Origin of the sequence: Nesterenkonia sp. NBAIMH1 (assembly GCF_007922635.1) — a bacterium.
GTDB classification, from domain to species: domain Bacteria; phylum Actinomycetota; class Actinomycetes; order Actinomycetales; family Micrococcaceae; genus Nesterenkonia; species Nesterenkonia pannonica.
Window position 1 is genome coordinate 1,738,676 of record NZ_CP042335.1, and the last position, 25,542, is coordinate 1,764,217.

The following is a 25,542-nucleotide window of genomic DNA, read 5'->3' on the forward strand; positions in this document are numbered from 1 at the left end:
ATGAGTCAACGATGACCACCAACACAGATGGCCCTGAGGCGTCGCTCGGCGGCGCCGTCGCATGGGTTGTCTTAGTCGCTGCATTCGGCGGCTTCCTCTTCGGATTCGACACCGCTGTCATCAACGGCGCCGTAGGGCCGATCGCTGAGGAGTTCGACCTCAACCCGTTCATGCAGGGCTTCAGCGTCTCCAGCGCGCTGCTCGGCTGTGTGCTCGGCGCCTTCGCCGGAGGGACGATCTCCGACCGTGTGGGACGCCAGAAGGCGATGCTCATCGCCGCCTCGCTGTTCTTCGTCTCAGCGATCGGAACCGCCCTGGTCTTCAGCGTCTACGACCTCATTCTGTGGCGCGTGGTCGGCGGCATCGGCGTCGGCATGGCGTCCGTCATCGCCCCGGCCTACATCGCCGAAGTCTCACCCGCCAACTGGCGCGGCCGACTCGGCTCGCTCTTCCAGCTGGCCATCGTGACCGGCATCTTCATGGCCGCCTTCTCCAACTGGATCTTCGCCGAGGCTGCCGGAGGGGCCTCGAGCGAGCTCTGGTTCGGACTGGATGCGTGGCGATGGATGTTCCTGTCGGAGGCTGCCCCCGCCCTCATCTACGGGCTTCTTGCCCTCTCCGTTCCGGAGTCGCCTCGGTACTTGGTCTCTCGCGGCCGCGACAAGGAGGCTGCGAAGGTCCTGGAGGACGTCGTCGGCATCCGAGGGCAGAGCTACGTGGCCAACAAGATCACCGAAATCCGCGAGACGATCAACCTCGAAGCTCGCCAGAAGCTCAAGGACCTCTTCGTCGGCGGTAAGCTGATGCCCATTGTCTGGGTCGGCATCGGGCTGGCAGTCTTCCAGCAGTTCGTCGGCATCAATGTCATCTTCTACTACTCCACGACGCTCTGGCAGGCCGTGGGCATCGAAGAGGACCAGGCGATGCTGGTGCAGGTGATCACCACCAGCCTCAACATCCTTGCCACGATCATCGGCATCCTCATCGTCGACAAGGTGGGCCGCCGCATTCCGCTGGCCATCGGCTCCGCCGTCATGGCCGTCGGCTTGGGCATGATGGCCATCTCCTTCTCCTTCGCAGAGGTCGTCGGAGACGCGGGTGAGGACGGCGGCGTCATGCTGCCCGAGCCGTGGAATATCATCGCGCTGATCTCGGCGAATGTCTTCGTCGTAGGCTTCGGTGCGACGTGGGGCCCGTTCATGTGGCTGATGCTGGGCGAGATGTTCCCCAACCGAGTGCGAGCGGTGGCGCTCGGTGTGGCGTCCGCCTTCAACTGGGGCTCCAACTTCCTGGTGTCCTCGCTCTTCCCCTCCATGGCCGAGCTCTCGCTGGTCTTCGCCTACGGCTTCTACGCGATCAGTGCGCTCGTCTCGCTGTTCTTCGTGCTGAAGTTCGTCCCCGAGACCAAGAACCGGGAGATCGAAGACATGCGCGAGGGCGCCTACTCCAAGGCCTGAGCCAGAGCGTCGACGAACCCGGGGAAGTCCCTGCCGCGCTGAAGGATGCGCTGCAGGGACTTCCTGTCTCCGAAGACCTCCACCAGCTGCTCGAAGATGGTCTGAAACGCATCCCGCTCGGCTTCGCTGAATGCCACCAGGGCCACGGCCTGAATCCGCTGGCCGCCCCACGGCAGCCCGCCCTCCGCGATCCCGAAGGAGATCGCCGTCCTCGTGGAGGTCATATCCATGGCATGAGGAACGGCGAATGAGTCGGTGAACGCTGTTGAGGACATCTGTTCGCGAGCAACGGAGGCATCGACGTAGGAGGCGTCGATGATGCCGCGCTCCACCAGAGGCTCGCCGAGCATTCGGATGGCCTCCTCCTCGGTGGAGGCCTCCAACGGTCGGAAGAACGCGTCGGGGCTGAAATACCGCCGCAGCTTGGTGCGCAGCTCGGCCAGACGCCGCGTGCGCCGAACACGGGCCACCGCCGCCGCCACCCGCTCCACATCGTTCTGCGTGAGGAACGGCGCCAGCGTGACAGTTCTCTCATTCGGCGACGGAGGCGGGACGGTGCTCAGGATGAGGTCCGTGTCGAAGGAGCTCCAGTCCGGATCGATGCCAGTCTCCACACTGACCACATCGACGGAGGAGCCCAGCGTCTCGTCGATTCTGGATCGGAGCAGCTCGTTCAGGTCGTAGTATCCGGGGCTGACGATCGTTGCGGTGATCGTCGTCTCGGCACGGCGCTCAGCCTCCAGCCGTCCTCCCACATGCATGGCGAGGTAGCCGATCTCGTCATCAGGCAGGTGAAAGTCGAGACTCTCTGAGATGTCCGACGCGAGGGCGACGGCAATCTCGAAGACCATGGGGTACGAAGCCTTCAGAGACTGGGTCATCGGATTCCGGGACCAGGCCTGCTGCTGCGCCCGCAGCCGCAGATTCTGCACGTGCAGGGAGAGCCGCCGGGTGAATGCCGGATCTTCGAGGTCGACCATGTAGCAGCGGGACACGCGGCCCACCGCGGCGGAGACGACCTCCTCCACGTGCGGATCTGCGCGGACCGTCTCCGATCCTGCCGGCGCCACGACGCGCGTCAGCGTCAGCGAGGCCAGATGTTCGAGGTCGCTGGGGCCGAGGTCGCTCGAGAGATGCTCAGAGCACAGGTCACGCAGGAGGTCCACCACCCGGCTCATGTCTTCTCGCCCCTCGAAGGAGTCCCCGGGCTCCGCATCTGCTGGTGCTGACGGCTCGAGCGGGCGTCCCTGGGCCGCGCGGTCTGAGGCGATCGCCGCGTGGAGGGCTGCGTCGGCGCAGGCGAACTCGTTGACGTAGTAGCCCATGTCTCTGAGCCGCGCACCGAGGGCGCGGCTCAGCGGCCCAAGGCAGTGGCGTCGATGCTCCGCAGCGCTGCCGCTCGCCGCATCGAGCTCACATCGAAGCCTTCCTGGTCCATCTCTTCATGGACCAGTGACGAGATCAGCCGCCGCTGGGCCGCCTCGCTCCCGGAGAGGACGGCGCGGGGTCCTACCCGCTCCAGGCGCAGATCCCGGCCGAGCACCAGAGCGCGTACTCGCTGCAGGTCTGCCTCGATGGTCGCTTCGCTCAGATGCAGGCGCGCAGCGGTGCGCGTCAGGTCGACGCCGGAGGGCGCATCCAGCAGTGCGCTGATGAGGGCGCGAGCCCGAGCGTCGGGCGACGCCTCAGACCGTTCAGGACGCAGGCGGCTGAGGGTGGGGGCGTCAGCTCGGTAGCCGTCGGGCCCGGATTCCACCGCGGGAGCCGCAGGCTCATCCTCCGGGACCGTCTCGGAGGAGATGTGCGCTGCGGAGGCGCGTGAGTTGATCTGGGAGATGTAGCTGCGGACGCTGCGCGGAGTGACCCCGAGCGCGTCGGCGAGGTATGCGGCGGTGAGCCATCCCTCCTCCTTCAGAAGCAGAGAGATCAGCTGATCCTGCCGGCGGGTGCTCACGCCTGCATCTTCCCACAGACGTTTCAGCGGACTTTCCGCATGGGCGGAAAAAAGCATGCCCCGTCACCCTATAGAGATGTGTGCTGCATCACGGGAGAATGGAGGCTCAGAGCAATGGACGAAGCGAGCAGGACGAGCAGCAGAAGGCAGATCAATGAAGATCCTGGTGGTGTGCGGCGCAGGCGCGTCCAGCACGTTCATCGCGCAGCGCCTCAATCGTGCCCTGGAGCACGAAGGGCTGGCGCACACGGCGAAGCCAGGAGCCCAGTCTTCACTGCTGTTCGAGCTGGAGCTCGCCGACGCCGTGCTCCTCGGACCGCATCTGGCAGACCTCGCAGAGGATGTCCGCGGTCTCTCCGAGCCTCGGAGCGTGCCTGTGGGCGTGCTGCCGGACAGCATCGGCTCAGACCTCGACGGCAGTGCGGCCCTGTCCGTGCTGCGTGAGCTCATCAGCGGGGCGGACGATCCCTCCGCTCGGCCCAGATGAGATCCCACCTCCTACGAAAGGCCCTTCAGATGTCCGCATCGCGCACCGTCACCGTCGCCTCCTCCAACGGCCTCCACGCCCGGCCGGCGAAGATGTTCGTCTCCGCAGCGCAGGAGACCGGCATCCCTGTGACCATCACCAAAGGTGAGAAGACCGTCAACGCGGCGAGCATTCTCACCGTCCTCTCCCTCGGAGTGGAGAAGGGCGACGAGGTGGTCCTCACCGCTGAGGGCGAGGGTGCCGAAGAGGCACTGGACACCCTCGAGCAGCTGCTCGTCACCGACCACGACGAGGCCTGATCATGACCCCCGCGGGATCCAGCGCCGGACTTCTGATCGGCACGGGCATCGGGCAGGGCATCGCCCGAGGCCCGGTGGCACGCATGTCCCCTCCGCCGGCCGCCCCTGTGGCCGAGAGGTCCTCTCTCGCCCCCGAGGAGGAGACGGCCAGAGTCGCTGAGGCCATCAGGGTCGTCGCCGCCGACTTGGCCGCCCGCGGCGAGCAGGCCGGAGGAGAGGCGCAGGAGGTCCTCGAAGCCCAGGCCATGATGGCCCAGGACCCGTCCCTCGCCGAGGCCGTGGAGGCCAAGGCGGCCGAGGGGTACCGCGCCGAGTGGGCCGTCCACAGCGCGTTCGAGGAGTTCGCCGAGATGCTCAAGGGCCTCGGCGGCTACCTGGGGGAGCGAGCAGCGGATCTCAACGACGTCTCACAGCGGGTCATCGCCCACCTGCGCGGGCTTCCCGCACCGGGGATCCCGGATCCCGGGCACCCCTTCGTGCTGGTGGCCCGAGACCTTGCGCCCGCCGACACTGCGCTGCTGGATCTGGACAAGGTCCTTGCGCTCGTCACAGTGGAGGGCGGCCCCACATCTCACACCGCCATCCTCGCTCGCAGCGCCGGCATCACCGCCGTGGTCGGCGCGCGCGGCGCCGCGGCTCTCGCGGAGGGGCAGGAGGTCATCGTCGACGCCGCCTCCTCACAGGTCATCGCGGACCCCGGCCCCGAGCAGCTGGCCGAGGCGGAGCGCCGCATCGAACAGCGCTCTGCGGTGCAGGCCGCGCCCGTCACTCCCGGAGCGCTCGCCGACGGCACACCGGTGCCGCTGCTGGCCAACCTCGGAAGCCCCGACGGCGCACAGCACGCTGTGGAGCTGGGAGCCGAAGGCGTGGGCCTGTTCCGCACCGAGTTCCTCTTCCTCTCCTCCGATCGGGCGCCCTCCGTCGAGGACCAGACTGCGGCGTACACCGAGCTGCTGAAGGCGTTCCCCGGCAAGAAGGTGGTCGTCCGCGTGCTCGACGCCGGCGCCGATAAGCCCCTGCCGTTCCTCACCAACGACGAGGAGGAGAACCCGGCTCTCGGCCTGCGCGGCATTCGTGCCCTGCTGGCGAAGCAGGAGATCCTGGAGGATCAGCTGACTGCCCTCGCTCGTGCTGAGGCAGCCGCTGAGGCCGACGTCTGGGTGATGGCACCGATGGTCTCCACCGTGGAGGAGGCGGAGCAGTTCACCGAGCTGGCGTCCGCCCACGGCCTGAAGACCTCCGGCGTGATGGTGGAGGTGCCCTCCTCAGCCCTGCTGGCTGAGCCGATTCTGCAGCGCACGGGCTTCGCCTCCATCGGCACCAATGACCTCACCCAGTACGCCATGGCTGCGGACCGTCTCCTGGGGTCTGTGGCGTCCCTGCAGGACCCGTGGCACCCGGCTGTGCTGCGTCTGATCCGTGAGGTCGGCGCGGCCGGGCAGGTCACCTCAAAGCCCGTGGGCGTCTGCGGCGAGGCCGCCGCGGACCCGCTGCTCGCCGTCGTCCTGGTGGGACTGGGCGCCACCACTCTCTCCATGGCGCCTGCGGCTCTGGCCGAGGTGCGCTACGAACTGTCCCAGCACACTGCTGACTCCGCCCGCGCAGCCGCTGCGGCTGCGCTGGGCGCCACCAGCGCCGCTGCGGCCCGCGAGGCCGCACGCGAGGCGCTGGCCACACAGCACGCTCAATAACCGCACACGCAGAACAACACGAGAGGGGCACGCGATGTCGACGACGTCAGCTGCCGCAGAGCAAGAGACCCAGAAGCAGCCCGGCGCGCTCCGGGTCGGCGTCCAGAAGGTCGGCTCCTTCATGTCCGGGATGATCATGCCTATCATTCCGGCACTCATCGCCTGGGGTTTGGTGACTGCCTTCTTCATCGACGTGGGATGGACGCCGAACGAGGCTCTTGCATCCATCGTCGGGCCGATGATCCATTACCTGCTCCCGATTCTGATTGCCGTCCAGGGCGGGAAGATGGTGTACGACATGCGAGGGGCGGTCGTCGGCGCTGTTGCTACCTTCGGCGTCATCGCTGGCTCGGATTGGCTCATACACCTGCTCAACGAAGAGTTGGCTGCTGGTCAGGACCCCTTGGATGAGATCCACATGTTTATCGGCGCCATGATCATGGGGCCGCTTGCCGCCTGGGTGATGAAGCAGCTCGACAGGCTCTGGGAAGGCAAGGTCAGGGCCGGCTTCGAGATGTTGGTCAACATGTTCTCGGCCGGCATCACGGGATTCGGCATGGCAATCGCCGGGTTCTACCTCCTGGCACCTGTCATCAACGGCCTGATGAGCGTGCTGGAATCCATGGTGAGCTGGCTGATCGACAACGGCCTTCTTCCGGTGGCCTCGTTGGTCATCGAGCCCGCCAAAGTCTTCTTCCTGAACAACGCGATCAACCATGGTGTGCTGACGCCCTTAGGCAGCGCCGAGGCGGCACGTGAGGGCAGCTCGGTTCTCTTCCTGCTGGAAGCAAACCCGGGTCCGGGTCTCGGTGTGCTCCTGGCGTTCACTGTCTTCGGGGTCGGTGCGGCGCGGGCAACTGCCCCCGGCGCGCTCATCATTCACTTCTTCGGCGGCATCCACGAGGTCTACTTCCCCTACGTGCTGATGAAGCCTGCTCTTCTGCTGGCGGTGGTTGCTGGCGGAGCGACAGGAGTGGGCACAAATGTGCTGTTCGACACGGGTCTTGTCGGCCCTGCGGCGCCAGGGTCCATCTTTGCTGTCCTCGGGATGACGGCGCAGGGCAGTCATATCGGCGTCGTTCTTTCCGTAGTGCTCTCCGCTTCCGTGTCGTTTGCAGTTGCTGCAATGATTCTGCTGGCAAGCCGTCGGCGGGACCTCGAAGGAGACGATGAGTTCACCTCTGCCATCGCCAGAACGGAGACGGCTAAGGGCAAGAAGTCTGAGCACCTGAGCGGCCTCGCCGCCGGCTCAGGAAGTGTCCCCGCGGCTGCCTCCGCGAAGATACAGACCATCTACTTCGCCTGCGACGCCGGTATGGGCTCCTCCGCGATGGGTGCTTCCGTCCTCCGAAAGAAGATCAAAGAGGCCGGCATCGTCGGTGTGTCCGTCTCCAATAAGGCGGTGGCGAACCTTCCGGGCGATGCCGACCTCGTCATCACCCAGCAGCAGCTGACCGACCGTGCCCGAGGCCAGGAGCCCGAGGCCATCCACGTGTCCGTAGACAACTTCATGAACGCTCCTGAGTACGACGAAGTGGTGGAGCTGGTGAGGAGCAGCCGCGAGGGCGAAGCAACCACCACTGCAGGAGCGGCAGCACCCGGAGCCGCTGAGGAGGGTGACGGCGGCGTGGTGACCGAGTCAGCAGTCCTGACACCGGCACGCGTCACCATCGTCTCCGGCTCGGCAACTCAGGAGCAGGCCCTCGAGCAGGCCAGCGAGATCCTCGTCTCCGCAGGCGCGGTGACCGGCGACTACCTGCAGGATATGCGCGACCGCGAAGCCACCGTCTCCACCTTCATGGGCAACGAGCTTGCCATTCCGCACGGAACCAACGATGCCAAGGATGCGGTCAAAGCATCCGCCCTGTCCGTCACCCGGTATGACGGCGGTGTGGACTGGTTCGGAGACCACGTCACCTTCGTCATCGGCATCGCCGGGGTGGGTGACGAGCACCTGCAGATCCTCTCCCGGATCGCAGAGCTCTTCTCCGATGAGTCACAGGTTCAGGCGCTGAAGGCGGCAGCCACTGAAGAGGAGATCTTCCGGATGCTGCAGGCCGTCAACCAGTGATGCCCCCGCACCCCGAGGAGAGGACCGCAGCATGAAGGCAGTTCATTTCGGCGCCGGCAACATCGGCCGAGGATTCGTGGGGCTCCTGCTCCACGAGGGCGGCTACGAGGTTGTCTTCTCCGACGTCGCGGCCGCTCTGGTCGAGACCTTGGCCGACTCCGACTCCTACACGGTGCGTGAGGTCGGCGTCGGCGGCCAGGACAGGACGGTCACCGGCTTCCGGGCCATCAGCTCCGCGGAGGACCCCGACGCGGTGGCCGCTGAGATCGCCGAGGCGGACGTCGTCACCACCGCAGTGGGCCCAAGCATCCTGAAGTTCATTGCGCCGCACATTCTCGCCGGACTGCGGGTGCGTGCGGCCGATGCCGACCCGCTGCAGGTCATGGCCTGCGAGAACGCGATCGGCGGCACCGACACGCTCCGCGGACACCTCGTGGAGCTCGCCGGCGACGAATGGGACGGGCTGGGCGCGAAGGCAGTCTTCGCGAACACAGCAGTGGATCGCATCGTCCCCGGACAGCCCGCCGACGGAGGCATCGACGTCACCGTCGAGCCGTTCTACGAATGGGCCATCGAAAGTGCACCCTTCGGCGACCGGCTGCCCACCATCCCGGGCGCGCATTTCGTGGAGGATCTGGGCCCATACATCGAGCGGAAGCTCTTTACGGTCAACACCGGGCACGCGACGGCCGCGTACCTGGGCCGACGGGCAGGCCACAGCATGATCGCGGAGGCCCTCGCGGACACGGACGTCGCCTCAGGGGTCGCTGCGGCTCTGGAGGAGACCTCCGCGCTGCTGAGCGCCAAGCACGGCTTCACCGCCGAGGAGATGACCGAATACCGGACCACCATTCTGGAGCGCTTCCGCAATTCTGCACTGCCGGACACCGTCGATCGCGTCGGCCGCCAGCCGCTCCGCAAACTGTCGCGCCACGAGCGCCTCATCGGCCCTGCTGGGGAGGCCGCCGAACGCGGCCTCAGTGTGGACGGCCTGCTGAACGCCGTGGGGGCTGCCCTGGAATTCACCGGAGATGAGGAAGCGGCGCAGCTGCACCAGCTGCTGGAGCGCATGCGCGCAGGAGATGTCTCCGCGGAGGCCGTCACCGCAGAAATCACCGGGCTGGACCCCCTGCACCCCCTGTTCGACCGGCTCCGGGACGTCGTCGCCTCCCGCGTCTGAGCTCGGTCCGCCCAAGACACGCGGCGCCCCGCTCTCTGTCAGAGGGGGGCGCCACGTGTCCTTCGCCGGGAGATCAGGCTGCAGCCAGCTGCATCTCCGGCGTCTCAGCCTCGGCCGGTGCGCGGCGGGCCCACCTCTTCAGGGCGATCACACTGAGTGCGGTGACCGCGGCGCCGCAGACCACGGCAATGAGGAACAGCGGGAAGCTCTCCACGGCGAAGGGCACGAAGACACCGCCGTGGGGAGCGAACGAGGTGACTCCGAAGGCCATCGTCAGTGCACCGGTGGTCGCTCCGCCCAGCATCGAGGCAGGAAGCACGCGCAGCGGGTCCGCTGCGGCGAAGGGGATAGCGCCCTCGGAGATGAACGCGGCGCCCAGGAGCACGGCCGTCTTGCCGTTCTCCTGCTCCGCTCGAGTGAACAGTCTGCGGTCCAGGAACGTCGCGAGGGCCATGCCCAGCGGCGGCACCATTCCGGCAGCCATCACAGTCGCCATAATCATCAGCGGAGCATCGGCACCGGCGGCGACCGCCCCCGACAGGCCGGCGACGGCGAAGGAGTAGGCCACCTTGTTGACCGGCCCTCCGAGATCCACACACATCATCAGCCCGAGGATCAGTCCCAGCACGACGGCGGCGGAGCCGGTCATGCCTTCCAACCACGCCTCGAGTGCCCCGGTCAGCTCCGCAATGGGGCCGCCGAGGAAGAGAACCATGGAACCTGCGGCCACAATGGTGGCCAGCAGCGGGATGATCACGACGGGCATGAGGCCGGCAAGCCAGCGGGGAACGTCCAGCTGCCGGAACCCTGCGGCGACCGCGCCGGCGAGCACACCGCCGACGATGCCGCCGATGAAGCCGGCGTCCATGCTCAGCGCGACTGCGCCGGCGGTGAAGCCGGGTGCGATGCCTGGCCTGTCGGCCATGCCGTAGGCGATGTAGCCGGCCAGTGCAGGCACCAGGAAGTTCATGGCGGCCCCTCCGATGACGAAGAACACGGCTCCCAGGTACCCGCCCAGGGCGCCGAAGCCGTGGAAGGGATCAGGCAGCTCAGCCTCAGAGGGGAGGTTCCAGAGGGTGCTGCCGAAGGCAATGTCCTCTGCCGTGTCGGTGATGTTGTATCCGCCCAGCAGGAATCCCAGAGCAATGAGCAGTCCGCCGGCGGCGACGAAGGGGATCATGTAGCTCACGCCGGTCATGAGGACGCGCTGAGTCTTTCGCCCGAAGCTCTCCGGCTTCTCGTCCGCGGCGTGCGGGGCGGCGGCGTCGTCCGTGTCGACCGTCTGGGCCTGCGGGTCGTCGGCGGCAGCAAGGGCTTCGCGCAGCAGCGACTCCGGTTCGTTGATGCCGCGCCGCACGCGAGCGGCCACCACCGGCTTGCCTGCGAACCGCTGCTTGTCGCGGATGTCGACGTCGGCTGCGAAGATCACGGCCGAGGCTTCGGCGATGGCGCTGCGCTCCAGGGGAGTGGAGCCCGAGGAGCCCTGCGTCTCCACCTGCAGCGCGATGCCGAGCCGTTCGGCGGCCTGCTTGAGCGCATCGGCGGCCATGTACGTGTGGGCAATCCCGGTGGGGCATGCCGTCACAGCAACCACGCTCTGCGAAGCGCCGGCGGAATGGGCAGGAGCTGGTGCCGGCTGCTCTGCCTGCTGGCGGGTGCGGCCTCCCAGAGCCGAATCGAGCAGCTCGACCGCGTGGTCGGGACTCTGCGCTGAGCGCAGCGAGGCGACGAAGGCGTCGTCCATCAGCGACGTGGCGAGAGTCGAGAGGATCTTCAGGTGCTCCTGGCCCGCGCTCTCAGGGACGGTGATGAAGAAGACGAGGTCCGACGGCTCGTCCGGATCGAACGCGACAGGCTGCGGCAGGCGGGCGAAGGCTACCGTGGGCTCGCTGACCGCAGCTGTCCGGCAGTGGGGTATGGCAAAGCCGCCGGGCATTCCCGTGGAGGACTGCTCCTCCCGTGCCCAGGCGGCGTCGAAGACCGCATCGGCGCTTTCGGCGCGGCCGGCCGCAGCGAGCCGTTCGGCAAGGGCTCGGATTACGGCGCGCGGCTCGTCCTCCGTGAGCTCATCCAGGCTGACCAGGTCAGAGGCAGTGATGGACATGGCGATTTCCTTACTTCGTGGGAGTGATGTGTTCGACGACGATGTCGAGGATTCTGAGGTCATGGGGGCGAGGCATCGTGGACCCGGGAAGGGAGGCGGCCGCCCGGCCCTGCGCGGCGGCGCGCAGGAGGCGCTCCTCTGCCGTCCCGCCCCGATGGGCGGCCAGCAGGTATCCGGCCAGGGAGGCGTCGCCGGCTCCGACGGTGCTGCGCACCACCAGCGGAGGGCCTGATGCGGCGAGGACCGGGGCACTCGAACCCTCTTCCGGGATGAGGACGGCGCCGTGCGGACCGAGGGTCACCAGCGCAGACCGGACGCCGCGCGTCTGGAGGCGGCGAACCAGCTCGACGGCCAAGCCTCGGTCACCCTCCAGCTCGGACGCGTGCACGGCGGGTGTGGCTTCGGGGCCGATCAGGGCGCGGTGGAGCTCGAGGAGCTCCTCAGCGTTGGGCTTGATGAGGTCCGGGCCGGCGGCGGCGGCGTGCGCCAGCGCGGGGCCCGAGGCGTCGACGGCGATGGCGTGCGGTGCCTCGCCGGCTGCGCTGCGGAGCCGGGAGATGACATCTGCATAGAAGGTCTCGGGCACGCCTGGCGGCAGTGAGCCTGCCAGGGCTGTCCAGGAGGCGGTCCCTGCACGCCGGATCACCGCCTGGGCCAGCGCCTCCACCTGATCCTGGACGAGCGCGGGGCCGGGTTCGTTGATCTTGGTGGTGGTGCCGGCCGGGTCGGTGATGGTGATGTTGGTGCGCAGAGCCGCGCCGATGGGCAGCGCCTCGTGGCGAACTTCGAGCTCTTCGAGGGCAAGAAGAACGGGATCGCCGGGATCCCCGGGCAGCAGCGCGAGGGAAGACTCGCCGGCTGCGGCAAGGGCACGAGTGATGTTGACGCCCTTGCCCCCGGGTTCGGAGTGCTGCGCGGCGGCGCGCTGGACCTGTCCGACGGCCAGAGGGGCGGGCAGCTCCACTGTCCTGTCCAGGCTGGGATTAGGAGTGACGGTGAGGATCACGGGGCCACCACCACAGACACTTCTGCCTCGCTGAGCGCCTCAGCGAGAAGGGCCGGCGGAGGGGCGTCGGTGATCAGCACATCGATGTCGTCCAGCTGCGCGAACTGCACCAGGGAGCTCCGGCCGAGCTTCGAGGAGTCGGCGAGCACCACGCGCTGACGCCCAGCGGCGAGCAGCTCAGTCTTCACCGCGGCTTCCTGGGTGTCGGGCGTGCTGAGGCCGAATCCGGCGTCCACGCCGTTGGTGCCGAGGAAGACGACGTCGGCACGCCGCCTGCGCAGGGCCGCAGTGGTCTGCACACCGACTGCGGCTCCGGTGATGCCGCGCACGCTGCCGCCGAGCATCTCGACGTCGACGTCCGCGGATGAGCTGAGCATGAGTGCGATCGGGACGGCGTTGGTGATCAGGCAGCGACGCTGCTCGGAGTCCGATGCGCTCTTCTCCAGCGGATCTGTCAGAAGGGCCGCCAGGGCCTCGGTGGTGGTGCCGGCATCGATGAGCATGGAGCCTCCGTCCGACGGGGGAAGATAGGACATTGCCGCACGGGCGATGCGGCGCTTCTGCTCGGCGTGCCGGCCCTGCCGGGCCTGGAGCGGCTCTTCGGTGCGGGATGCGGAGGCCGCAGGCACGGCGCCTCCATGAATACGACGCAGCGCTCCCTCCTGCTCCAGCTGGTCGAGGTCGCGGCGGATCGTCTCTCTCGTCACGGCGAAGGTGTCGGCCAGCTGCTGGACGCTGACGCTTCCGTCCTGGAGCAGAAGCGTGCGAACGCGGCTGTGGCGCTCGGCGGCGAGCAGCGGCATACGGTCTCCTTCAGAAGCAGCAGATGTGATGTGCGCCATATTAATGTGCGTTATGCCACACAATATCTGCGTAAATCTTTGTTTGCAACGGGGTCGTCTGCATGTGCCCACTTGGGCCGCCCCGCGGGGTGCAGGCCGGGCGGGGATCCGGTACAGTAGAGAGTTGTTGTGCGTGTCCACCCTGCCTGGATTCGTGTCGAGGCGGCTCAGTTGCATGGCCATCCAGCCTCCGCGAGACGGGACGGGGACCTACGGGCCCGGCATAATTCCAGCCCTCACCTGGAAAGCCGGAACTGCACCGACACATCAGGGGCGCTTCGGCGCCCCGGACCTGAAGAGTGAACAGGCGCCTGCCCTGCTGTGTATCTCACACACGGGCGGAAGCGGGAGCCTGACCGTAGAACAACCGACCGTAAAGGCATGAACATCGTGCGTACGTACACCCCCAAGCAAGGCGACGCGGACCCTCAGTGGCACGTCATCGACGCCACCGACGTCGTCCTGGGACGGCTGGCCACTCACGCCGCCGGCCTGCTGCGCGGCAAGCACAAGCCGACTTTCGCGCCGCACCAGGACATGGGCGACTTCGTCATCATCATCAACGCTGACAAGGTCGCCGTCACCGGCGACAAGGCGGCCAAGAAGCGCTACTGGCGCCACTCCGGCTTCCCCGGCGGCATTCGGTCGATGACCTTCCAGGAAATGATCGATCGCTTCCCCACCCGGGCCGTGGAGATTGCCGTCAAAGGCATGCTTCCCCACAACAAGCTCGGCAGCGCACAGCTGAAGAAGCTGCGCGTCTATGCAGGCAGTGAGCACCCGCACACTGCACAGCAGCCCAAGCCATTTGAAATCACCCAGGTCGCTCAGTAGTCCTGGCCACCAGAAACTTAGAATTTTAGGAGAAACGTGGCTCAGAACACTGAAGAGCTCACCACCGAAACCGAGGAGCTCTCAAGCTTCACCTCGGAGTCGACGCAGACAGAGACCTCAGAGCCCGCCGCCGAGCGAGCACCCCTGACCGTCTCCGGCGCCGCTATCGGTCGCCGCAAACAGGCTCGCGCACGCGTCCGCATCGTCCCCGGCTCAGGCAAATGGTCCATCAACGGCCGCAGCCTGGAGGACTACTTCCCCAACAAGCTGCACCAGCAGGAAGTGAATGACCCCTTCACACTGCTGGGCCTGAGCAGCGCCTACGACGTGGTCGCCCTGATCGACGGAGGCGGCCCCTCCGGCCAGGCCGGTGCGCTGCGCCTGGGCATTTCCCGTGCCCTCAACGGCATCGACCGCGACCACAATCGCCCTGCCCTGAAGAAGGCCGGCTTCCTCACACGGGACGCCCGTGCCGTGGAGCGCAAGAAGGCCGGCCTCAAGAAGGCCCGCAAGGCACCGCAGTACTCGAAGCGCTGACCCCAGCGCTCTGAAGAAAACCCCCGCCGGCTCTGCCTGCGGGGGTTTTCTGGTGCTCGGCCTATTAGACTCATCATCGATATGACAAGACTCTTTGGAACCGATGGGGTTCGCGGGGTGGCTAATGAGCTGCTGACCGCGGATCTGGCTTTGCGTTTGTCTCAGTCGGCTGCGGTGGTCCTCGGTGGTGAGGGCCGTGGTGATGGGCGCCGTCCGGTGGGGGTGGTGGCTCGTGATCCTCGGGTTTCGGGGGAGTTCCTCTCGGCTGCGGTGCAGGCGGGTCTGGCCTCCACGGGGGTGGATGTCTTTGATGCGGGGGTGCTGCCGACTCCTGCTGCGGCGTTCCTGGTCGGGGATATCGACGCTGATTTCGGGGTGATGATCAGCGCGTCGCACAACCCGGCGGCGGATAACGGGATCAAGTTCCTCGGCGCGGGCGGCCATAAGCTTGATGATGCGTTGGAGGACGCGATCGAGGCTCAGATGGGTGTGGATGCTCCTGCCCCGGTGGGCGCTGATGTGGGCAGGGTTCAGCGCTTCGCTGATGCTGAGGACCGGTATGTGGTCCACCTGCTGGCCTCCCTGGGCGGGATCTCGCTGCAGGGGGTCAAGGTGGTGCTGGACTGTGCCCATGGTGCCGCGTCCGGGTGCTCTCCGGAGGCCTTCGCCGCTGCGGGGGCTGAGGTGATCGTCATCGGCGCTGACCCGGATGGACTGAACATCAATGCTGGCTATGGGTCCACGCATCTGCAGAACCTGCAGCAGGCGGTGCTGGCCCATGGCGCGGATTTGGGGGTGGCCCATGATGGGGACGCGGATCGGTGCCTGGCGGTGGATCACTGCGGCGATGTCATCGATGGTGATCAGATCATGGGGGTTCTGGCTCGGGGGCTGAAGGAGGCTGGGGGCCTGGTTGATGACACCCTGGTGGTCACGGTGATGAGCAATCTGGGGCTGAAGCTGGGTCTGGCTGAGGCGGGGATCAGTGTGGTCGAGACCGCCGTGGGGGACCGCTACGTGCTCGAGGGCATGCGCGCCGGCGGGTACTCATTGGGCGGTGAGCAGTCGGGGCATCTGATCTTCGCTGATTATGCGACCACTGGTGATGGGGTGCTCACGGGTCTGCAGCTGGCGGCCCGGGTCGCTGCCACGGGTAAGAGTCTGAAGGAGCTGGCGGGGGAGGCGATGACACGTCTGCCGCAGGTGCTGCTGAACGTCAAAGGGGTGGATCGTGCCCGGGCGAAGACTCATGGCCCGGTCCAGGACGCGGTGGCCGCTGCTCAGCAACGCTTGGGTGAGCATGGGCGTGTGCTGCTGCGCCCCTCAGGCACTGAGCCGGTGGTTCGGGTCATGGTCGAAGCCGCCCACCCCGAGATCGCTGAGGCCGAATGCCAGACCCTGGCCGACATCGTCAAAGAAGAACTCACCCTCTGACCAGCCGCGGCTGGGACGGAGGCATGACGGACGGCGCCCATCAGAAGCGCATCGGCCGTGTCCGATTCACGACCGCTTCCACGACGCTGAGCGCAGCAAGCCACGACGTTCGAGGGTTCTCCGGGAGCGGGCCGTTGGCCAGGGTGATGACAAAGCGTCCGAACCTGCCCTCGACGCTGAGGGTATGGGAATTCTCCTCGGCCTCAGGGTCGGCCGTCAGCTGCACTTCGGTCGACTCGAACCCCACGCCAGCCAGCGCCACGGCAGCGGTCACGTTCGCATTCTTGGGATACTCGGACGCAGCCTCAGCTGCCGATCCGCGGAAGAACGTCACCTCCTCGGTGAGGCTCTCGAGGCTGCACACGCGTTCCGCGGCTGACCCCTTCCATGCCCCCGGCGGTTTGCGCCCCTCGTAGATCACCGAGTCCACCCCGGCGAGCATCGCGCCCCGCAGGGCATCCAAGCCGCCCACCGCTCCCGGCACCAGCTGGAGCAGCGCGCCCGCCGAGGACGCACGGTGCTCCAGCGACTCACGCAGGCCCCGATCGCCCAACGCCCCCACCGAGGCCACCACCACGTCGATCCCCGCATCCAGCACCTCGGGCACCAGATCGGAGACTGCGCTGTGGCCCGCGCATTCCACGACGAGATGCGGCTCCCTCCGCAGCAGCTCTGTCATGCTGCCGAAGCCTGAGATGCCCAGGTCCTGAGCCAGGGCATCCACACGGTGCTCACGTTCGTAGAACAGCAGCTCTGCCTCGGGGACGCGCTGGCGAAGAGCACCGATCACCGCCCGTCCCATCGCCCCGACGCCGAGCACAGCAATGCGCGAAGGTGCGTCCATGGTCAGGCCTTTCCTCGAACAAGCTTCTTCGCGCGGCCCAGAAGCCCTCCCTGCGCCAGGGACTGCTGCTCGTCGATCTGACTCTCGCGCTCGGCCCGACGCTCAGCCTCCACGAGCTGCTGGACGAACGCCGGGTTCATGACCTCGGTCTGGGCCTTGAGATGGTCCCGAATCTCCTTGAGCAGGACGACGTTCTCCTCCTCGGGCTCAGGAGTGCTCTGTGCGGCGCGCGCTGCGATCATCCGGTTCATCGGCATCACAATGACGAAGTAGACGGCTGCAGCGATGAGCAGGAAGTTCACCACGGTGGTGACAAGGACGCCGAACTCCATATCCGGGCCTTGGAGGCCGGGGATGGTGTAGGCCCACAGCTGGTCGAACTCAGGCTCCGAACCTCCGATGAGCTGGGCGATGAAAGGCATCAGGACGCTCTCCACGAACGCGTTCACCACAGCGCCGAATGCTGTTCCCAGGACCACCGCCACCGCGAGGTCCACCACATTGCCCTGCTTGATGAAGTCGAAGAATCCCTTGAGCATGCCGCCATCCTAAATTCCCGTCGGCCGAGCCCCTAGACTTGCGGTCCCATGAGGAGAAGTATTCGCGCTGCGCTGCTGATGACGCTGATCGCCGGTGCGGCGACGGCATGCCAGGCGCAGGATTCCCAGGGTCCGGACGAGGGGAGCGAACCGGGCGGCCCCTCCGAATCGCTCGAGGGGGCGACGGACGAGCCCGACGAAGCGCCGGGCGCCGATGAGCAGCCGAACGAGGGCGACCCCGAGACCTTCACCATCTTCTCCTCCGGAGATGTGCTGCCGCACGACGCGGTCATCGCCGCCGCAGCGCAGGAGGACGGCGGACACGACTTCGTCGAGCAGCTCAGCGGGGTCCAGCACTGGATCGAAGGGGCTGATCTGGCACTGTGCGGTCTCGAGGTGCCGATCGCGCCTCCGGGCACAGAGCCCGTGGGATACCCCGTTTTCGGTGCGCCCGAAGGCCTCGCCGAATCCCTGGCGGAGGTCGGCTTCGACGGCTGCGCCACGGCTACCAACCACTCCCTCGATATGGGAATGGAAGGGCTGGAGCACACTCTGGTGACCCTCGATTCGGCGGGGCTGGGCCACGCCGGCACTGCCCGCACCGAGGAGGAGGCTGCCGAGCCCCAGCTCTACACCCTGGAGCGCGGCGGGCGGGAGATCGTGGTGGCTCACGTGGCGAACACTCAGATCCACAACGATCCGTTCTATCCGCCTCAGGACGCACCCTGGGCGGTCTCCGACGGCAGCCCGGATGAGCTGAGCGCCCTGGCCGAGCAGGCCCGCTCAGACGGCGCGGACCTCGTCATCGCATCCGTGCACTGGGGCGAGGAGTACGCGCACTCGCCCAACGATCAGCAGCGGGACTACGCGGCGCAGCTGGCTGACGGCGGCCAGATCGACCTGGTCTTCGGCAACCACACTCATACCCCTCAGCCGATGGAGGAGCTCCAGGGAGGGCCTGAGGACGAGGGCATGTGGGTGACATGGTCTCTGGGGAACTTCTTCGCCAATCAGGACGAGGAGTGCTGCATCCCCGAGACTGCAGTGGGCGTCATGGCTTTTGCGGAGGCGCAGGCGGATGAGGAGGGTGCCCGCATCACAGGGATGAGCTGGTCCCCCGTCACCGTCGACCGTGAGGGCGCCAGCCGCGACGACGAGGTCTTTCGGGGCATCTATCCCCTGGCTGAGCTGATGGACGGTGAGCACAGCCATGACATTCCCCAGGACGCTCTGGAGTCGCGCTGGGAGCGGGTCCTCGAGGTCGTGGGGGAGGAGCAGCTCATCAGCGAAGCACCCGAGGCTGCCGGGGAAAGCCCCGAGGTCCACCGGCGCTCCGCACGGTGACGCTCTGCGCCCCCGGGGGTCAGGGCGCGGCCGGGTCCTCGCCGTAGTCGTACTCGTAGTCGGGTGCGGGAGGCTGATCCCAGTATTCCTCGAGCGTGACGTCCTCCTCGAAGACCGAGGCGGCCGTCTCGGTGCCCACGTAGCGCAGGTGCCACGGCTCATAGCGGTATCCGGTGATGTCCTCCGCCCCCTCGGGATAGCGGATGAGGAAGCCGAACTCATGGGCGTTCTCGGCCGCCCATCGGCCTTCCGGCATGCCGCCGAACGACTCGAGCAGCTCGTCGGGATGCGAGTCCTCCGTCAGGATGTCGACGGCCAGGCCGGTCTGGTGCTCGGAGTATCCCGGCCGAGCAGACACGGCATCGGTCCATTCCTGCCCGTGCTCCCTGTACCAGCTGTCGTAGAGGGCGAACTGGTGATCGTAGTCCCGGTAGGCGGTGGTGACGGCCAGCCTGTGCCCGGCCTCCTCTGCCGCGGCGAACAGCTCCTCCAGCGCACCTGCGGCCTCGTCGCGCATCCGCTGGCCGGGGTAGTGCTGAAGCACGTCGACCTCGCGAAGGTCTGCGGGAACATGGTCGGGGGGCTCGAGCGGATTGCGCTTGTTCACCAGCACATACGTGGAGTCAGGGTCCCAGCTGGGGTCAGAGGTGCGCTGGTCCTCCTCTTCCTCGGCCGCCTCGTCGTCCTCCTCCGTGGGCTCCGGTGAGGGCGGTGAGCTCTGTGCGCTCCTGGTGGGTTCGGGCACAGGGACGGTCTCCGTCGGCGTGCTCGGGCTGGCTGACTCGTCTGCGTTCGGCGCGCAGGCGCTGAGCGCTGCGGCCCCGCTGAGGGCAAGCAGCGCGCGACGGGTGATGAACGGGGTGGGACGGTCAGTGCACACGAGGCTCAGATCTTCCGCAGCAGCACCCGGGATACGGCGTGGTCCTCACCTTTGACCATCACCAGCTTGGCCCGGGAACGGGTCGGAGCAATGTTCTCGCGCAGGTTGGGACCGTTGATCCGGTTCCAGATGTCGGTGGCCCAATCGGTCGCCGCACTGTCGCTCAGCGAGGCGTAGCGATGGAAGTAGGCGCCGGGCTTGGCGAACGCGGAGTCGCGCCATCGCATGAACCGGTCCACGTACCACTTCTTGATGTGGTCGGCGCGTGCGTCGACGTAGATGCTGAAGTCGAAGAAGTCGCTCAGAGCCAGCCCCGTCGTCCCGTCGAACCGCGGACGAGCCGGCTGCAGCACATTCAGCCCCTCCACGATGAGCACATCCGGGCGGCGCACGACGACGCGCTCCTCGGGGACGATGTCGTACTTCACGTGCGAGTACTTGGGCGCCGTCACCTCGGGGCGGCCGGACTTGACTTCAGAGACGAATCTCAGCAGGGCCCGGCGGTCATACGCTTCGGGGAAGCCCTTGCGGTCCATGAGGCCCCGGCGCTCCAGCTCAGCGTTGGAGTGCAGGAATCCGTCGGTGGTCACCAGCTCCACCCTCGGGGTCGATGACCAGCGCGAGAGCATCTCCTGCAGCACGCGGGCCGTGGTGGACTTGCCGACCGCGACGGAACCGGCCACGCCGATCACGAACGGGGTGCGACGCGTGTCCTCGCCGAGGAACTCGTTGGTGCGCTGCCGCAGCTCCGTGTTGGACTCCACGTAGATGGACAGCAGCCTGCTCAGCGGAAGGTAGATCTGCTCCACCTCATTGAGGCTGAGATGCTCGCCGATGCCGCGCAGCCGGTCGACATCGTCCTGGTTGAGGGGCTGCTCAATGGTGTCGGCCAGATGAGCCCATGTGTCGCGCTCGAGCTCCACGAAGGGCGAGCTGCTGCGGGTCTGCAGCGCCGGAGGGGACTGTGCCCACGGGGCGGCGTCGCTCAGCCGCGGCAGGGGCGCGGTGTGCAGGGCGGGCCGCAGAGGCGGGAGCCGGTGGTCGGCGTGGGCCTCGGGCCGCTCGCGGGCGGAGTGATCAGGTGCGGACACCCTGACACGATAGCGGCTCGGCCTCCGGTGCGCGGCACCGGTACTCTTGCTTGCATGTGTGGAATTGTGGGTTATGTTGCTTCGGCTGATCGGGTTGGTGCGCCTCGGGCGTTGGATGTGCTTCTGGAGGGTCTGCGCCGGTTGGAGTATCGGGGCTATGACTCTGCTGGTGTGGCCACGATCGCTGATGGGCAGGTCGCTGCTCGGAAGAAGGCGGGGAAGCTGGTGAATCTCTTGGATGAGATCGACCAGGCTCCGATGGCCCCGGCGCGGGTGGGTATTGGGCATACCCGGTGGGCGACTCATGGGGGCCCCACGGATGAGAACGCTCACCCGCATCTTGGTGATGGGTCCCGGTTGGCGGTGATCCATAACGGGATCATTGAGAATTTCACGGTTTTGAAGGCCCGGCTTGTGGAGGCGGGTGAGGTCTTTGAGTCTCAGACGGATACTGAGGTCGCGGCGAAGCTGATCGGGCAGTTCTACCGTGGTGAGGCTGCGGGGGATCTCACGGAGGCGATGCGTTTGGCGGTCAATGAGCTTCAGGGGGCGTTCACCTTGTTGGCGGTTCATGCTGATGCCCCGGAGCAGGTGGTCGCGGCCCGGCGCAACAGCCCGTTGGTGGTGGGCTTGGGTGAGGGGGAGAACTTTTTGGGCAGCGATGTTTCGGGGTTCATTGATTTCACTCGTGATGCGGTGGAGCTGGAGCAGGATCAGATCGTGACCATCACTGCCGATGATGTGGCGATCATCGGGTTCGACGGTGTCCCGGCCACAGGCAGGCGGTTCTATGTGGATTGGGATGCTGCCGCGGCTGAGAAGGGCGGGTTCGACACGTTCATGGAGAAGGAGATCCATGATCAGCCTAAGGCGGTGGAGGACACGCTGCTGGGCCGGAGTGATGCTGCGGGTCGGCTGAGTCTGGATGAGCTGCGCATTGATCCTCAGGATTTGAAGGAGGTCACCAAGATCATGGTGATCGCCTGCGGGACGGCTGCCTACGCCGGGCATGTGGCGAAGTATGCGATTGAGCATTGGTGCCGGATTCCGGTGGAGGTGGAGCTGGCTCATGAGTTCCGGTATCGGGACCCGATCATCGACTCCAACACTCTGGTGGTCTCGATCTCCCAGTCCGGGGAGACGATGGATACGCTGATGGCGGTCCGCTACGCCAAGGAACAGGGCGCGAAGACCTTAGCGATCTGCAACACCAATGGGTCCACGATCCCGCGGGAGTCGGACGCGGTGCTGTATCTGCATGCCGGCCCGGAGATCGCGGTGGCCTCGACGAAGGCGTTCTTGGCGATGATCGCTGCCTCCTATGTGCTGGGCCTGTACTTGGCGCAGCTGCGGGGGCAGATGTTCGCTGAGGAGATCGGGGATGTGATGGCAGATCTGGGCCAGATCCCCCAGAAGATCCAGCAGATCTTGGATCAGGCTGATCCGATCCGTGAGCTGGCCCGGGCGATGAAGGACACCCCCAGTGTGCTGTTCCTGGGCCGTCATGTGGGCTACCCGGTGGCGTTGGAGGGGGCTTTGAAGCTCAAAGAGCTGGCCTATATCCATGCTGAGGGCTTCGCTGCCGGTGAGCTGAAGCATGGGCCGATCGCTCTGATCGAGCCGGGCCAGCCGGTGTTCGTGGTGGTGCCCTCACCGCACGGTCGCCACAGCGTCCACTCCAAGGTGGTCTCGAACATCCAGGAGGTCAGGGCCCGGGGTGCTAAGACGATCACGGTGGCTGAAGAGGGTGATGAGGCAGTCACTGAGTTCTCCGAGGAGGTCTTCTTCGTGCCTGAGACTCAGCCGCTGCTGATGCCGCTGCTGACCACCGTGCCCTTACAGATCTTCGCCTGCGCCCTGGCCGCGGAGAAGGGCTACGACGTCGACCAGCCCCGCAACCTCGCCAAATCCGTCACCGTCGAATGATCCGTCGGTGATTCTGGGCATCGGTGTTGACGTTGTGCAGGTCTCCCGGTTCCGGGAGCAGCTGCGGCGCACTCCTGCTCTCCGGGAGCGGCTCTTCACCCCGGCGGAGCAGGGACTGAGCGACCGTTCGCTGGCGGCGCGCTTCGCGGCGAAGGAGGCCGTGGCCAAAGCGCTCGGCGCCCCGGCCGGGATGAACTGGCAGCACTGCCAGGTCGTGCCGGCCGCCTCCGGCGCTCCGCGCGTGGAGATCACCGAGAGCGTGGCCGCCGTCGCTCAGGCCCGGGGAGTGGCCCGCTGGCACCTGAGCCTCTCGCACGACGGCGATATCGCCACCGCCATGGTGGTGGCCGAAGGAGACAGCTGATGCCTTCGATCCGCGGGCCTCGTACGGAGGACCACAAATACAGCAGGGGCACCGTTCACCTGGTGGCCGGCTCTGAGCAGTACCCCGGGGCGGCGGTGCTCTGCGCAGGCGCATCGGTCAGCACCGGCGTCGGCATGGTGACTCTCCAGACGCCGCGGCGCTCCGCGGACCTCGTCCTCGTCGCCTACCCCGAAGTGGTCGCCGTCGAGGCGCAGGCCGCCCGGGACAGGATGAATTCTGCCCAGGCCGCCGTGATCGGCCCAGGCCTCGACCAGAGCAGGACCGGAGAGGCCGCACAGGCTCTCAGCGCGGGAGCCCGCGCAGGCACACGGTGCGTCGTCGACGCCACCGGACTCGATCTCATCCCCGAGCAGGTTCCGGCCGCTGAGCTCGGGGAGCACATCGTGCTCACCCCGCACGCCGGTGAGGCCGCCCGCCTGGCTCAGCGGCTGGGCAGCGAGAAGGCGCAGGCTCGCCTGAAGGGGAAGGAGCCCGCCGCCGCGGCTGCGGCCCTGGCGGAGGCCGCTGGCTGTGTGGTGGTGCTCAAAGGTCCTCAGACCGCTGTCGCCCGTCCCGACGGCACTGTTCGCACGCATCGCGCTCATGCACCCGGGCTCGCCTCCGCCGGCACAGGGGACGTGCTCGCAGGAATTCTGGGTGCCCTGCTGGCCACCCAGCCCGAGCAGCCCCACGTGGTCGCCATGCTGGCCGTCAGGCTGCACGGGGCGGCAGCACAGCGGCTCGATCCGCGCAGACGGGGCCGCTTCGGAGCCTCCCATCTTGTGGATGCGATCCGACACGCAGCGTGAGCTCCCGTTAGGGTTTATGCCATGAATATCTCCGGCAGCGCCGGGCGCGAGCGTGCCGCACGCATCAATGCCGATGCCCTCAGGCACAACGTGCGCACCCTGGCCGACTACGTCCGTCCCGCCAAAGTGCTGGTGGCGGTGAAGGCCGACGGCTACGGCCACGGTGCCCTCACCGCTGCGCGGGCTGCCGTCGACGCAGGTGCCGACTGGCTCGGCACCGCACATGTGACCGAGGCTGCGGATTTGCGCGCGGCGGGGATTGAGGCGCCGATCCTCGCCTGGCTGCACACCCGCACCACCGACTTCTCGCAAGGCATCCGCCAGCAGATCGATCTCGGCGTGTCCGGGTGGGAGCTCGACCTCATCGCTGAGGCCGCCGAGCGGCTGCACATGCCCGCCCGTGTCCACCTGAAGATCGACACCGGTCTGGGCCGCAACGGCTGCCCCGCAGACCAATGGCCGTCCCTGGTGGCCCAAGCCGCGGAGTACGCGGAGCGGGGCCTCATCAGTGTCGAGGGCATTTTCACCCACCTTGCGGTGGCGGACGAGCCCGACCGCAGGGAGACCGACGAGCAGCTCGACGCGTTCCGCGCTGCGGTGGACATCGCTGAGGCGCAGGGTGTGGTGCCGGATCTGCGGCACGCGGCGAACACTCCTGCGGCCCTGTCCCGCCCCGATGCGCACTTCGACATGGTCAGGGTCGGAGTGGGGGTCTACGGGCAGAGCCCCTTCGCCGACCGGACACCGGATGACCTCGGCCTTCGTCCTGCGATGGAGCTGCGCACGAGCGTCGCCAATATCAAGAGGGTCCCGGCCGGCCAGGGAATCAGCTACGGGCTGACCCACCGCACCTCGAGCCCCACCACCCTGGCTCTCATCCCGCTGGGCTATGCCGACGGGATCCCGCGCATCGCCGTCGACGCCCCGGTGTGGATCAACGGCACGGTGTACCGCTCCGCCGGACGCGTCGCGATGGACCAGTTCGTCGTCGACCTCGGCGCCGACGAGACGGACGTGGCCGTGGGCGACGACGTCGTCATCTTCGGCGGAGAGTCCGGCATCACCGCCGCGGATTGGGGCACTGCGGCCCAGACCATCAACTACGAGATCATCACTCGCATCGGCCCGCGCGTTCCCCGCGAGGTCGTCGACAGCGCCGAGGACGGGCACGACCCCTCCGCTCAGGGCGCGCTGTGATGGTGAGCTCCGAGCCGCCGCAGGCGCCGGGGGGAGCGCGATGGACTCAGGAGGCGGTCCTCGCCGATCTCGAGGACACGTCCGCGTTCGCCCATCGGTTGGCTGAGCGCCTCGAACCAGGAGACCTCATCGTGCTCTCCGGAGGCCTGGGCGCTGGGAAGACGACTTTCACCCAGGCGCTGGCCGCCGCGCTGGGCGTCGAGGGCCCGGTCACCTCGCCGACCTTCGTTCTCTCCCGCGTCCACCGCAATGAGGGCGAGGGGCCTGACCTCGTCCATGTGGACGCATACAGGACGGATGCAGACGGGGTGGAGTCACTGGACCTGGGAGCCACGCTGCCCCATTCCGTGACCGTGGTGGAGTGGGGACGCGGCCGCATTGAGGAACCGCTGCTGGGCCCCGCGGGCTCCTGGCTCGATATCGAGCTGCGTCCCACAGATGTTGAGGGGGCCTCGCCCAGAATGCCGGGCCCGGAGGGCGCTGCTGAGTCTGCGGCTGCACCCGGTCTGCGGACAGACTTCACCGAGACTTCGGACGACCTCATGGGCACGCCCCGCGCGGCCACGGTGCGCGCCTACGGCGCCCGGTGGGGCGACCTGCCCGGCTTCTGAGCCCCGCACCGACGCTCAGAGCAGTGTGCAGGGGAGGGGCT

At 67.2% G+C, this 25,542-nt stretch carries 24 protein-coding genes; 15 read left to right on the plus strand and 9 right to left on the minus strand.

From position 1 onward, the window contains the following. Positions 1-11 precede the first annotated feature (11 nt). Positions 12-1,457, plus strand: a complete 1,446-nt coding sequence (locus tag FS388_RS08290; RefSeq protein ID WP_146340994.1) for a sugar porter family MFS transporter — start codon at positions 12-14, stop codon at positions 1,455-1,457. Here the strand turns inward: FS388_RS08290 and FS388_RS08295 are convergent. Together FS388_RS08295 and FS388_RS13270 are read right to left on the minus strand one after the other, a co-directional pair. After that, positions 1,442-2,782, minus strand: a complete 1,341-nt coding sequence (locus tag FS388_RS08295) for a transcription antiterminator (protein WP_246836155.1) — start codon at positions 2,780-2,782, stop codon at positions 1,442-1,444. The genes FS388_RS08290 and FS388_RS08295 overlap by 16 nt on opposite strands. Positions 2,783-2,811: 29 nt before the next feature. After that, positions 2,812-3,411 carry an HTH domain-containing protein gene (locus tag FS388_RS13270; RefSeq protein WP_246836156.1) on the minus strand — a complete coding sequence of 200 codons (600 nt, stop codon included), beginning with the start codon at positions 3,409-3,411 and terminating at the stop codon, positions 2,812-2,814. Positions 3,412-3,565: 154 nt separating this feature from the next. Here FS388_RS13270 and FS388_RS08300 point away from each other — a divergent pair, with 154 nt between their 5' ends. Genes FS388_RS08300 through FS388_RS08320 form a run of 5 tightly spaced genes read left to right on the plus strand, consistent with a single transcriptional unit; the run spans position 3,566 to position 9,139 of the window. Beyond that, entirely contained in the window at positions 3,566-3,898 is a 333-nt protein-coding gene (locus tag FS388_RS08300) for a PTS sugar transporter subunit IIB (protein ID WP_168198660.1), read from the plus strand. 29 nt (positions 3,899-3,927) lie between these two features. After that, on the plus strand, positions 3,928-4,197 hold the full coding sequence (locus tag FS388_RS08305) for an HPr family phosphocarrier protein (protein ID WP_146340996.1): 270 nt from the start codon (positions 3,928-3,930) through the stop codon (positions 4,195-4,197). 2 nt (positions 4,198-4,199) lie between these two features. After that, positions 4,200-5,888, plus strand: a complete 1,689-nt coding sequence (ptsP, locus tag FS388_RS08310; protein ID WP_146340997.1) for a phosphoenolpyruvate--protein phosphotransferase — start codon at positions 4,200-4,202, stop codon at positions 5,886-5,888. A 34-nt stretch (positions 5,889-5,922) separates the two neighbouring features. Next, complete coding sequence (locus FS388_RS08315; RefSeq protein ID WP_146340998.1) at positions 5,923-7,959, plus strand: PTS mannitol transporter subunit IICBA; 2,037 nt, start codon at positions 5,923-5,925, stop codon at positions 7,957-7,959. Positions 7,960-7,990: 31 nt separating this feature from the next. After that, positions 7,991-9,139: a mannitol-1-phosphate 5-dehydrogenase gene (locus FS388_RS08320; protein WP_146340999.1), complete on the plus strand. Its 1,149-nt coding sequence runs from the start codon at positions 7,991-7,993 to the stop codon at positions 9,137-9,139. A 73-nt stretch (positions 9,140-9,212) separates the two neighbouring features. On the opposite strand, the gene FS388_RS08325 is transcribed toward FS388_RS08320, so the two are convergent. From FS388_RS08325 to FS388_RS08335, 3 genes are read right to left on the minus strand one after another with little or no spacing between them, the layout of a single operon-like run. Next, positions 9,213-11,243: a fructose-specific PTS transporter subunit EIIC gene (locus FS388_RS08325; protein WP_146341000.1), complete on the minus strand. Its 2,031-nt coding sequence runs from the start codon at positions 11,241-11,243 to the stop codon at positions 9,213-9,215. 10 nt (positions 11,244-11,253) lie between these two features. After that, positions 11,254-12,249 (minus strand): 1-phosphofructokinase family hexose kinase, encoded by a 996-nt coding sequence (locus FS388_RS08330; RefSeq protein ID WP_146341001.1) that lies wholly within the window; start codon positions 12,247-12,249, stop codon positions 11,254-11,256. Then, positions 12,246-13,052 (minus strand): DeoR/GlpR family DNA-binding transcription regulator, encoded by an 807-nt coding sequence (locus FS388_RS08335; protein WP_146341002.1) that lies wholly within the window; start codon positions 13,050-13,052, stop codon positions 12,246-12,248. The genes FS388_RS08330 and FS388_RS08335 overlap by 4 nt, the downstream gene beginning before the upstream one ends. Positions 13,053-13,481: 429 nt before the next feature. Between FS388_RS08335 and rplM the strand changes: the two genes are divergently transcribed. From rplM to glmM, 3 genes are all read left to right on the plus strand, one after another. Then, positions 13,482-13,925 (plus strand): 50S ribosomal protein L13, encoded by a 444-nt coding sequence (gene rplM, locus FS388_RS08340; protein WP_146341935.1) that lies wholly within the window; start codon positions 13,482-13,484, stop codon positions 13,923-13,925. 36 nt (positions 13,926-13,961) lie between these two features. Further along, on the plus strand, positions 13,962-14,462 hold the full coding sequence (gene rpsI / locus FS388_RS08345; protein ID WP_146341003.1) for a 30S ribosomal protein S9: 501 nt from the start codon (positions 13,962-13,964) through the stop codon (positions 14,460-14,462). A gap of 81 nt (positions 14,463-14,543) precedes the next feature. Next, complete coding sequence (glmM, locus tag FS388_RS08350) at positions 14,544-15,896, plus strand: phosphoglucosamine mutase (RefSeq protein WP_146341004.1); 1,353 nt, start codon at positions 14,544-14,546, stop codon at positions 15,894-15,896. A 40-nt stretch (positions 15,897-15,936) separates the two neighbouring features. On the opposite strand, the gene FS388_RS08355 is transcribed toward glmM, so the two are convergent. Beyond that, positions 15,937-16,740: an aspartate dehydrogenase gene (locus FS388_RS08355; RefSeq protein ID WP_146341005.1), complete on the minus strand. Its 804-nt coding sequence runs from the start codon at positions 16,738-16,740 to the stop codon at positions 15,937-15,939. 2 nt (positions 16,741-16,742) lie between these two features. Next, a complete protein-coding gene (gene mscL / locus FS388_RS08360; protein WP_146341006.1) occupies positions 16,743-17,279 on the minus strand; it encodes a large conductance mechanosensitive channel protein MscL in 537 nt (178 codons plus the stop codon). 48 nt (positions 17,280-17,327) lie between these two features. Here mscL and FS388_RS08365 point away from each other — a divergent pair, with 48 nt between their 5' ends. After that, complete coding sequence (locus tag FS388_RS08365) at positions 17,328-18,623, plus strand: CapA family protein (protein ID WP_146341007.1); 1,296 nt, start codon at positions 17,328-17,330, stop codon at positions 18,621-18,623. 19 nt (positions 18,624-18,642) lie between these two features. On the opposite strand, the gene FS388_RS08370 is transcribed toward FS388_RS08365, so the two are convergent. Continuing rightward, positions 18,643-19,503, minus strand: coding sequence for a D-alanyl-D-alanine carboxypeptidase family protein (locus FS388_RS08370; protein WP_146341008.1), 861 nt, complete (start codon positions 19,501-19,503; stop codon positions 18,643-18,645). Between the two features lie 5 nt (positions 19,504-19,508). Then, positions 19,509-20,492, minus strand: coding sequence for a type I pantothenate kinase (gene coaA / locus FS388_RS08375; RefSeq protein WP_246836356.1), 984 nt, complete (start codon positions 20,490-20,492; stop codon positions 19,509-19,511). Between the two features lie 156 nt (positions 20,493-20,648). Here coaA and glmS point away from each other — a divergent pair, with 156 nt between their 5' ends. From glmS to tsaE, 5 genes are read left to right on the plus strand one after another with little or no spacing between them, the layout of a single operon-like run. Beyond that, positions 20,649-22,520: a glutamine--fructose-6-phosphate transaminase (isomerizing) gene (glmS, locus tag FS388_RS08380; RefSeq protein WP_146341009.1), complete on the plus strand. Its 1,872-nt coding sequence runs from the start codon at positions 20,649-20,651 to the stop codon at positions 22,518-22,520. Positions 22,521-22,527: 7 nt separating this feature from the next. Further along, positions 22,528-22,884 (plus strand): holo-ACP synthase, encoded by a 357-nt coding sequence (locus tag FS388_RS08385; RefSeq protein ID WP_146341010.1) that lies wholly within the window; start codon positions 22,528-22,530, stop codon positions 22,882-22,884. Further along, positions 22,884-23,693: an NAD(P)H-hydrate dehydratase gene (locus FS388_RS08390; protein WP_146341011.1), complete on the plus strand. Its 810-nt coding sequence runs from the start codon at positions 22,884-22,886 to the stop codon at positions 23,691-23,693. The genes FS388_RS08385 and FS388_RS08390 overlap by 1 nt, the downstream gene beginning before the upstream one ends. A 21-nt stretch (positions 23,694-23,714) precedes the next feature. After that, positions 23,715-24,890: an alanine racemase gene (alr, locus tag FS388_RS08395; protein WP_146341012.1), complete on the plus strand. Its 1,176-nt coding sequence runs from the start codon at positions 23,715-23,717 to the stop codon at positions 24,888-24,890. After that, complete coding sequence (tsaE, locus tag FS388_RS08400; RefSeq protein ID WP_146341013.1) at positions 24,890-25,501, plus strand: tRNA (adenosine(37)-N6)-threonylcarbamoyltransferase complex ATPase subunit type 1 TsaE; 612 nt, start codon at positions 24,890-24,892, stop codon at positions 25,499-25,501. Before alr ends, tsaE begins: the two co-directional genes overlap by 1 nt. Positions 25,502-25,542 lie beyond the last annotated feature (41 nt).